The organism is Muricoccus harenae (assembly GCF_009848505.1).
In the GTDB taxonomy this organism is placed as follows: domain Bacteria; phylum Pseudomonadota; class Alphaproteobacteria; order Acetobacterales; family Acetobacteraceae; genus Roseomonas; species Roseomonas harenae.
Map to the genome: position 1 here is coordinate 18,890 of NZ_WWDL01000048.1, position 8,499 is coordinate 27,388.

9 protein-coding genes and 2 pseudogenes are annotated in these 8,499 nt (G+C 68.1%); 2 read left to right on the forward strand and 9 right to left on the reverse strand.

Features of this window, described 5'->3' with window-relative positions; all coding sequences use genetic code 11:
- Nucleotides 1–142: 142 nt before the first annotated feature.
- From GSE44_RS23275 to GSE44_RS23310, 9 genes and pseudogenes are all read right to left on the reverse strand, one after another.
- Nucleotides 143–607, reverse strand: a complete 465-nt coding sequence (locus GSE44_RS23275) for a cupin domain-containing protein (protein WP_159351223.1) — start codon at nucleotides 605–607, stop codon at nucleotides 143–145.
- A gap of 40 nt (nucleotides 608–647) precedes the next feature.
- On the reverse strand, nucleotides 648–1,013 hold the full coding sequence (locus GSE44_RS23280; RefSeq protein WP_159351224.1) for an alpha/beta hydrolase: 366 nt from the start codon (nucleotides 1,011–1,013) through the stop codon (nucleotides 648–650).
- A 285-nt stretch (nucleotides 1,014–1,298) separates the two neighbouring features.
- On the reverse strand, nucleotides 1,299–1,535 hold the full coding sequence (locus tag GSE44_RS23285; RefSeq protein ID WP_159351225.1) for a hypothetical protein: 237 nt from the start codon (nucleotides 1,533–1,535) through the stop codon (nucleotides 1,299–1,301).
- Nucleotides 1,536–2,011: 476 nt separating this feature from the next.
- Nucleotides 2,012–2,824, reverse strand: a complete 813-nt coding sequence (locus GSE44_RS23290; RefSeq protein WP_159351226.1) for a universal stress protein — start codon at nucleotides 2,822–2,824, stop codon at nucleotides 2,012–2,014.
- Nucleotides 2,825–3,449: 625 nt separating this feature from the next.
- Nucleotides 3,450–3,653 carry a hypothetical protein gene (locus GSE44_RS25970; RefSeq protein ID WP_235925098.1) on the reverse strand — a complete coding sequence of 68 codons (204 nt, stop codon included), beginning with the start codon at nucleotides 3,651–3,653 and terminating at the stop codon, nucleotides 3,450–3,452.
- Nucleotides 3,654–3,673: 20 nt separating this feature from the next.
- Nucleotides 3,674–3,958 (reverse strand): annotated as a pseudogene (locus tag GSE44_RS26600) (TSUP family transporter); the annotation flags it as partial.
- Between the two features lie 318 nt (nucleotides 3,959–4,276).
- The gene (locus tag GSE44_RS23300; RefSeq protein ID WP_159351228.1) at nucleotides 4,277–5,512 is read right to left on the reverse strand and encodes an MFS transporter; all 1,236 of its coding nucleotides are present in this window, start codon (nucleotides 5,510–5,512) and stop codon (nucleotides 4,277–4,279) included.
- Nucleotides 5,509–6,966, reverse strand: coding sequence for an FAD-dependent oxidoreductase (locus GSE44_RS23305; RefSeq protein ID WP_159351229.1), 1,458 nt, complete (start codon nucleotides 6,964–6,966; stop codon nucleotides 5,509–5,511). Before GSE44_RS23305 ends, GSE44_RS23300 begins: the two co-directional genes overlap by 4 nt.
- Before the next feature lie 54 nt (nucleotides 6,967–7,020).
- A complete protein-coding gene (locus GSE44_RS23310) occupies nucleotides 7,021–7,443 on the reverse strand; it encodes a PadR family transcriptional regulator (protein WP_159351230.1) in 423 nt (140 codons plus the stop codon).
- Nucleotides 7,444–7,725: 282 nt separating this feature from the next.
- Between GSE44_RS23310 and GSE44_RS25975 the strand changes: the two are divergent.
- A pseudogene (locus GSE44_RS25975) lies at nucleotides 7,726–8,341 on the forward strand (IS5 family transposase); the annotation flags it as partial.
- Nucleotides 8,296–8,499: hypothetical protein (locus GSE44_RS25980; RefSeq protein ID WP_235925099.1), on the forward strand; the 204-nt coding region annotated here is incomplete at its 3' end. The pseudogene GSE44_RS25975 and the gene GSE44_RS25980, both read left to right, overlap by 46 nt.

Consider the following 8,499-nt stretch of genomic DNA (forward strand, 5'->3'; position numbering starts at 1 on the left):
GATGTGCCTTCGAAGTCTCTGCCTCACGCTCCTGAGGCCTGACGTCGGGAATAGGAGGCAGATGACTTCCGCGACGGCTCAGTACGCCCCCACCGAGGCTCTGGCCGGGCTGGTGGAGCGCGTGGCCTACCACAGTCCGGGATCACGGCTGGAGCGGCGGGCCGAGGAACTCCACCGCCCATGTCTTGCCGAAGGTGGCCAGTACCTCCCGGTCGGGACTTCCGCCACGCATCACCTCACCCAATCCGGCGAAGAAGGATGTGGCATCGAGGCCCGGCAGGATTTGGATGAGCTGGCGGGACGGCCGGGAGGTGATGTTGACGAAGGCATGGGCAGAGCCGCCGGGCGCGGTGATGACGTCACCTGCGCCGGCTTCGAACCGTGTGCCGTTGACCTCGAAGATGTAGCGGCCCTCGAGCAAGTAGAAGACCTCGGTCTCCCGGTGCCGATGAAGCGGTGGCCCGAAGCCAGGAGCGTTGATCGTTTCTATGCAGGTCAGCAGCCCCCCGGTCAGGCCAAGTGGAACCCGTACGCGGAGCTCCAATCCGATCTCGGGAATGCGGAGCGGCGTCTCCTGGCCGGTGGAGTGGAGAAAGCTGAAAGACATCGGTCAAACCTCCATGGAAGGCGACGCGACTGGGACACGCTCAGGTCAGAAGATGCTGGTTGAAGAGTCGCGCGATCTCACCGAAGGCCCTCTCGGTTTCCGACATGAAGGGATCGAGGTACTGGGCGTGGCTCTGCCCCTCGAAAACATGCAACGCGGCCTCAACGACAGCTTGGCGCAGCTTGCGACGTGCCCGCAAGGTGTGGCTGAGGAACAGCTCACGCGTGCCGGATGTCAGAACGGTAGGCGGAAACCTGGTGAAGTCGCCAAGGATTGGTGAGGTCAGCGGGTCCCGCAGGTCATGCCCGCCGGCGCAGAGCCCGGCCGCCTCATCCGCCCCGCCCTGGTCCGAGGCCGGGACGTTGTCCACGAAGGCGTTGGTCGTGAGCGAATGGGAACGGAACATCCGGAGCCATACAGTATTTGATGGAGACGACCCTGAAGCGGCCATAGCCCGCCATCAGCACACCCTCCCAGCCCCAGCCCCAGCCTCGCCTGGATAGAGGACGTATCCGCCGCCATGCACATGCACGAGCAGCCGGTCGTTATTGGCCGGCAACAGGTCGTCCGGCGTCAGGACGAAGATGCCAACGCCCGCGATCCGCGTCGGCTCTCCCTGGATCCGCAGCCGCTGACGAACAACTGGAAGATGCGGAGCGACCGCGGCCGCGCTGCGCGCGGCGAGATCGCGCTAAGCCGCCGGCGTACCAGGGTTGGTGTCCCACCCGTCCGGATAGGGCGCGCCGATGCGGCGCTGCAACTCCGGGCTGACGGTGCCCGGCACTGGGAGCAGCGTGCTGGGAATCGTCCGCAGCGATGGGTCCTGCGGCGGGGTCTTGGGCTGGGCCAGGGCCTGGTCGGTTAGCAGGCCGGCCCCAGGCGTGGCTGAGGCTGGACCGAAGGCAGGTCGCCGAGCTCTGGACAGCATGGTGCTCCTCAGGGCCGCTCACGGCCGAGCCGGCCGAACAAATGCTTCAGGCGGACATCCGCCGCATCCGCGAGAAAGTCGCGGTCCATGCGCATGACGATGGACGTCACCTGACCAGAACGCGGACCATAGCGACGAGCAGGATGGCCGGGCCGGGAACCAGCGAAACCAGCGCGGCGTCGGTGAACAACCAGAGATTTGCGGCGTCCGGTGCGACAATGTCTGTCTTCCACTTCCCCATCCGTGTTCGGCCCGATTTCGGCCAAGCCTCAGGTGGATCAAACCGTCAATCCGCTGGACCGCCGCTTCGCCGGGCATGACGAAGTTTCGGGCGATCAGGAGCCATCTCTGTCAACATACCAGAGCAAGCCTTACCCTCCTGTTGGGGCGAAGCCGCTTAGCAGACGAGGACCGATGCCCAGGATGCCAGGAGTTCACATTGCTGCTGCGGGATCAGCGAGTTTTGTCAGCTTCATTCAATGCCGCATGAGCACCGGTAGGTTGGCATGCGCCAGCATGTACCGCGTCACGCCACCGAGGAGGGCCTCGACCACAGGGCTGTGGGCGTATGCACCCATGACCAGCAGGTCGATGTCGAGCTCGCGCGCCTTATTGAGCAGCGTCTGACCGAACACCTCGGGGCCCAAGGGCAGCACATGCAGTTCTGCCCGCACGCCGTGATCGCGAAAGATCGCGGGGAGGACGGGCGGCGTGGCGCCCTGGCGCACGCCGACGAGCACATGCAACGGCTCGGCGCTCCGGAGGCAGCGCAGGGCCGGAAGGACTGCCTTGGCAGCCCGGCCGTCATCCTTCCACGCGATTGCGACTTGGAGGCCGAACGCCGCCTCCCAGCCGGGGGGGACCACGAGGACGGGCCTATCGGTCCTGAACAGAGCGGCGTGGAATGCCCGCCGCGTCGGATCATCGTCGTCGCGGGCGGGACGGCCGACCACGACGAAGTCGGCATTGCGGCCCTCGCTCACGATGGAGTCGGCAAGACCCTCGACCGAAGTCCACCGTGACGTGAAGGATTCTTCCGTCATTCCCGCCGCCCAGTGTCGGTAAGCCGCCTCCAGCGCCGCGATCCTCTCGTCCTCCAGTGCCATGAGGTCGGCCAGCAACTCGCCCACGGCGACCTCGGAGGTCAGCATGGCGTAGCCGGGCGGCGTGCGGACGGCGAGGACGTTGACGCGAGTGGCACGGGCGAGCACGGCAAGGCGCTCAGCCGCACGCAACAGGTGGGCTGCCGCCTCAGGCCGCTCGAGCACGGCCAGGATGACGTCCGACATGGTAGCCGTCTCCTCAGATATGAGCCCAGTCCGGATCTTGTTCATTCTACTCCCCGCCGGATGCCGCCGCCATCAAATCGGTGATGCAGACCGGCAGCGGGATGGCGCAGCGTTACAGACGCAGTCTGGCCGTGCGGTGGGCGATTGGTGCCGCCGCCGCGATGTTCCTGCTCACCGGAGGGACCACGACCGCGTCGGTGGGCCGCCCTGGCCGTGCTCCTCTAGACCGGGGTCGATGAGTCAAGCTTGCGAGGACAGGCGATTCCCCTCCGTGAGCACGGGACGCGCATGGCCGAGGAACGGGACAATCTGCTCGGATTGCCGACCAATCCGCGTTCTACCCCTCTCGACGAGGCGGGTATGCCGTTGCGCGCTTGCGTGATGCCGGCGACGCGATACTGCCGGATCAGGATCGCGCGAACCTACCGAATGCCAGCGACCAATCCGCGCCTCTGATTGCGACGCTTCCGGAGCACCTTGGTAGCCCGCAGTCGCCGTTCCTGCCCAGGCGTGCCCAGGGTCCTCGGTAAGGCTCCTGCGGACATCGCCGCTTCGCCATGATCGGCGGCCTTCTTATGAGGCCATCAAGATGCAGGCGGCCGACGCTTCCTGTTTCACCTGATATTCACCTAACCAGCAGGCGGAGCGCGGCGCCGATCAGGATGGCGGCGAGGGCCAGTCGCGCGGCGCGCCGCGACATCCGGCGCTCTCCGATGGCAGTGCCGAGGACGGCGCCCGCGAGGGCGCCCGCCGCGTAAAATGAGGTCTTGGGCGCAGGTCGCTGACCGGCGAGGAGGACGCCCAGGAGTGCCAGGGCGGAGTTACACAAGATGAAGGGAGGGCCACCGCGGCCGCGCAACGGCGTGACGCCCACCCGAGGGCCCTCACAATCGGGGTCAGGAACACCCCGCCGCCGACGCCGGTCAGACCAGCGACGAAACCAGCTCCTGCTCTCGCGGCGGGGACTGGCCGGACGTCTTCGTTCTCAGCCGCATCCGCCCTCCGGCGGAGCACCATCAGACCGGCAGCGAGGATCAACAGCAGGCCAGCCAGGATGAAGTAGGCGCGTCCCTCGACTACCAGCACGCCGCTGACGAAGGCCGTCACGAGGGAGGGCGCCGGGACCTTCGCCACAAGTCGCTATTCGACGTCCGCGTTCCGGTGCAGCCGCCAGGTGGCGTAGCCTGCTGCGACGATGTTCAGCAGGAGGGCCGTGGCGCACATCTCAGCCAGAGGGAACAGGGCTAATGCCATGACGGTGAGGAAGGCCGTCCCACCCGCCTGCCCGACGGTGGCGCAGAGGAACGATACGCAGCCAATCAGTACGATGAGGAGGAGCGCATCGACCCCGCTCCATTATCCTGGCGAGCCGCTGCCGAGGCAAACTGGCCCATGCCCACGATGCGAGCTCCGGGCCAGGCGAGTCCAGGCGGCAATCTGTGTTGAAGATGGTCAAGCGGCCGTGTCCAACCTCCAGAGCGCGGTCGGCAGGAGCGCGAGAACCAATAGGATATTCAGCACCGCCCCGCCGCACAGGAAAGCCAGCGTGGCCGTCGAGCCGAAGCCGCCCAGCAGCCAGGCGCCGATGGACGGCGAGGCTGCCTGCGCGACGAGCGTCGGCATGGCGAGGCGCCCCATCAGGATGGCGTATCCCTCACGGCCGAAGAGGGCCAGCGGCACGGTGCCGCGCGCGATGGAGCGGATGCCGCTGCCCGCCCCGTAGAGGACGATGCCCGCCCCGGCCACCGTGACGTCGCCGACCAGCATGCCCAGGCCAATTGCGACCAGCACCGTCGATGCCACCAGGCTCCAGATTGGGTGCGCCTTGCGGCCGACCAGCATCTCCAGGATGCGCGCGCCGACCTGACTGGGGCCGATGAGCGCGCCGAGCGCGACGGCGGCGGCTAAGCCGACACCACGCGACTGCAACAGCGTCAGGAGGTGAACCGAGACGATCGTCATGACCACGGACGCAAGGGTGAAACCCGCCGCCAGCAGGACGAAGGCCAGCCGCTGCTCCGGCCGCACATGCCCCGCCGGGATGGCGGCGCCAGTGGGGGTGTCCGGCGCCCGCCGCTCCTCCCGGGGAACACCGGCGAGATAGAGGGGCAGGACGACCGCGAGGTGGATGGCGGCGTAGGTCAGGCAGGTGCCGCGCCAGCCGACCTGCTCGACGAGAAAGGCGCTCAGCGGCCAGCAGACGGTGCTCGCAAAGCCCCCGAACAGGGTGACATGGGTGATCGCGCTGCGGGCATCCTCGCCGTAGAGACGCCCCAGCGCTGAGAAGGCTGGGTCGTAGAGTCCGGCCGCCATGCCCAACCCGATGACGACCCAGGCCGCCACGAAGACGGGCAGGTTGGGCGCGACGCCCAGCATCAGCAGCCCGAGCGACAGCAGCATGGCGCTCGCGGCCAGGACGGGACGGCCTCCCCGGTCGTGGATCAGATGCCCGACACGGGGCGACGCCAGTCCCGACACCAGCATCCCGACAGAGAGGGCGCCCATGATCCAGGACAGCGACCAGCCGGTGTCGGCCACGATCGGACCGGCCAAGACGGCCAGGAGGTAGTAGGAGGATCCCCAGGCAGGGATCTGGGCCACGCCAATAGCCGAGACCACCGCCAGCCGAGGGGGGCTGGTGGCCGGTCCCGCCGCGGTGTCGGCCGAAGCCGCAGTGACCTGGCTCATTCGGCGGGTTCGACCAGGGCGGGCACCGGGCTTGCGGTACTTCCGCAGCAAGGCGCGTCCTTCGCCAACTCTGGCTTGGGCGGGCAGCAGGCGCCCTGGGGCGTCTCCGGTGTGCAGCACGCGGTCCCTGGCTCCTCCACTCCGGGGAGCAAGCGATTGGAGTTGCAGACGCCGGTCTGCGGCAGGTCGAGCTCGACCCGGCGCGCCGCCTCGACGTCGCCTGCAAGGAACGCCGCGATGGAGCGCACCTGCTCGTAGCCGGTTGCGAGCAGGAAGGTCGGCGCCCGGCCATAGCTGGCCATGCCCGCAACGAAAAGACCCGCGTCCGGCTGCGCCAATTCCTTGGCACCGTGCGGGCGCACGGTGCCGCAGGAGTGCAGGTTCGGGTCGATGAGCGGCGCCAGCACGCGCGGGCATTCCAGCGCCGGGTCGAGGTCTGTGCGAACCTCGCTCAGGATGCTGAGGTCAGGACGGAGACCGGCGGCCACCACCATCTCATCGGCCTCCACCATGCGCCCATCGGCACTGAGGACTCGCAGGGAGCCGTCGGCACCTCGCTGAATCTCGTCGACAGAGAAGGGTGCCAGCAGTTCGATGGCGCCGCTCCCGACGAGGCGCCGCAGCCGCTGGCCCAGGGCGCCGCGTTCGGGAAGGTGGTCGGCCGCGCCGCCGCCATAGGCCCGTGTCAGGTCGGTGCTCCGCACCGCCCAGAAGACGGCCGTGCCCGGCGCCTGCTCGGCGAGAGGGGCGAGGTCGATGAGGGTGCCGATGGCCGAGTGGCCGGAGCCAACCACAAGGATTCGCTTGCCCACGTAGCGAGGGCGTTCAGCGCCGAGGGCATCCGGCATCCCGTAGCGAATGCGGTCGGCCGCCTCGCGCTCGCCCATGGCGGGCAGGCCGGAGGCGCCAGCCGGGCTCGGGTTGCCCCATGTTCCTGAGGCGACGATGACCGCACGAGCGAGGAGGCGTCCCTGCTTTCCTCGGCCGTCCTCGAAGCGCAGTTCGAAGGGGTGCTGTTCGCGCCCAGCGTTGCGAACCTTGCCCGCCCTGAACCGGGCGACGCTGGTGACCCGCGTGTTCAGCCGCAGGCGAGCGGCGATCCCGGGAAGGGCGGCGAGCGGCGCGAGGTAGTCCTCGACGAGATCGCGGCCGGTCGGGAAGGCGTCCGGGCCCGGTGCCGTCCACCCGTGCCGCTCCAGCAGCGTGCGCGCCGCCCCGTCAATGTTGTAGCGCCAGGGCGAGAACATGTGGACGTGGCCCCAGGCGAGCGGCGCCGTGCCAACCGAGGATCCGGCCTCGAGGACGACAGGCTCCAGGCCGCGCTCGAGGAGCTGCGCCGCGGCGGCGAGGCCGACCGGGCCGCCTCCAATGACGGCGACCGGGAGCGCTTCGGGGTTCTGGCGAACCGCTTCCGGGGTCCTGGAGCGCCGACTGGTTGAGCAGCAGGAGTTCATCTGGGGTCGTCCTCCTCTATGCCTCGGTAGGCGATGTATGAGCGCAAATGGGTTTCAGCACTTGCAGCTGTCCCTGGTGTTCCTGCGGGCCTTGGCGGCGCGGCCGGTCTCGGTCAGGGCAGTGGTGGCGTCCATCCAGGCGCCCAGGCCTACGCGGAAGGCTTCCCGGCCCTTGTCGGTCAGTGTGTAGACGCGGCGCTCTCGGCCCGAGACGACCTCGGTTTCCGAGGTGAGATAGCCGCCCTGCTCAAACTCGCGGAGCGTGGGGTAGAGGGCGCCCTCGGACGGCGAGCAGCAGCCATTCGTCGTGCGCTCGACCGCCCGGGCGATGTCGTAACCATGCGCCGGACCATCGTGCAGCACCTGCAGGACGAAGAACCGGCTCAGCGCCATCTTGATCGTCCCAGCCCAGTAAGCGCGGTCGGTAAAGTCCGGTGCGGGGCGGGTGACGGCACGGAGGGCAGGTTGCTTCGACATCTCGGGATCCTATGCCTCGGAGGGCGATGCGTAAAGCCTTTCCTTGGCACCCTGGGATCGCCGCCGAAGCAGTACCGGCAGACCCGAAGGGGCGAAGTTCGCGTGGCCGGTGCTCCTTGAAGAGGCAGGTGGACCGTCACTTCCCGAGCTGCGGCATACTGCAAGCTCGGCGGTCCCCCAGATGCGCGGCTGGATCCCGGCAATTTCTCTTGGAGACGATCATCATCTCGGGGTCCGCTACGTGACCACTTTTGACAAACCCCGATCGTTTTCACCAATCACAGGACCTGCTGGCGACGGCTGGGCGAATGGCATTCAGCGGGGTCTGGACCGCCTGCACCGGACTTTGCTCGAACGTATGCAGGACCCAGGCGCCCTGGACTGGAGCCGGGCGGCGCTCGACAGCGCCAGCCTGCCCGCGGAAGGGGGGGCGAGGCGGTCGGGCCGAAGCCGACGGACTGCGACAGGCCGGGTACGAAACGCCATGTCGTCACCGATGCCTGGGCACGCCGCTTGGCCTGACGCTGTGCGGGGCCAACCGCCACGGCAGCCGTATGCTGGCTCCCACCGCGGTTGCGGTGTCGGGCGTGCGGGCCAGACACCGCAGCCGCCCGCGCCGCGCCCTGCCAAGTTACACGCCGACAAAGCCTATGATCGCCGCCGCTGCCGTCGCGAGTGCTGCGCCCGCGGCATCGTTCCTCGCATCGCATGCCGCGGGATCGAGAGCAGCACCCATCTCGGCCGGCACCGCTGGGTCATAGAGCGCACCTTCACCTAGCCGGCCCGGGTCCGGCGCCTGACCATCCACGACGAACGCCGTGCAGGCCTACACCTCACCCTCACAACACGCGCTTGCGCCGTCGTCTGCCTGCGACAATTCAGGAGGTTTTGTCCTTAATTCTACAGTTGAGGTTTCATGCGGGCTTTACGCTGGCTGCGGCGCCAGTGGCATGTCCTAGCGATAGCCTGGTGTATGCGTCGCCAGAGAGACCATTCGAAGAGGCGGTCGAGCACGACGCCAACGGCGCGCTGGAGGCTGCTGATGAGATGGCGGAT

Bases quoted from the DNA above. Each gene is read 5' to 3' on its own strand.
- GSE44_RS23275 (WP_159351223.1), bottom strand. From the start codon at position 607: ATGTCTTTCAGCTTTCTCCACTCCACCGGCCAGGAGACGCCGCTCCGC.
- GSE44_RS23280 (WP_159351224.1), bottom strand. From the start codon at position 1,013: ATGTTCCGTTCCCATTCGCTCACGACCAACGCCTTCGTGGACAACGTC.
- GSE44_RS23285 (WP_159351225.1), bottom strand. From the start codon at position 1,535: ATGCTGTCCAGAGCTCGGCGACCTGCCTTCGGTCCAGCCTCAGCCACG.
- GSE44_RS23290 (WP_159351226.1), bottom strand. From the start codon at position 2,824: ATGTCGGACGTCATCCTGGCCGTGCTCGAGCGGCCTGAGGCGGCAGCC.
- GSE44_RS23300 (WP_159351228.1), bottom strand. From the start codon at position 5,512: ATGAGCCAGGTCACTGCGGCTTCGGCCGACACCGCGGCGGGACCGGCC.
- GSE44_RS23305 (WP_159351229.1), bottom strand. From the start codon at position 6,966: ATGAACTCCTGCTGCTCAACCAGTCGGCGCTCCAGGACCCCGGAAGCG.
- GSE44_RS23310 (WP_159351230.1), bottom strand. From the start codon at position 7,443: ATGTCGAAGCAACCTGCCCTCCGTGCCGTCACCCGCCCCGCACCGGAC.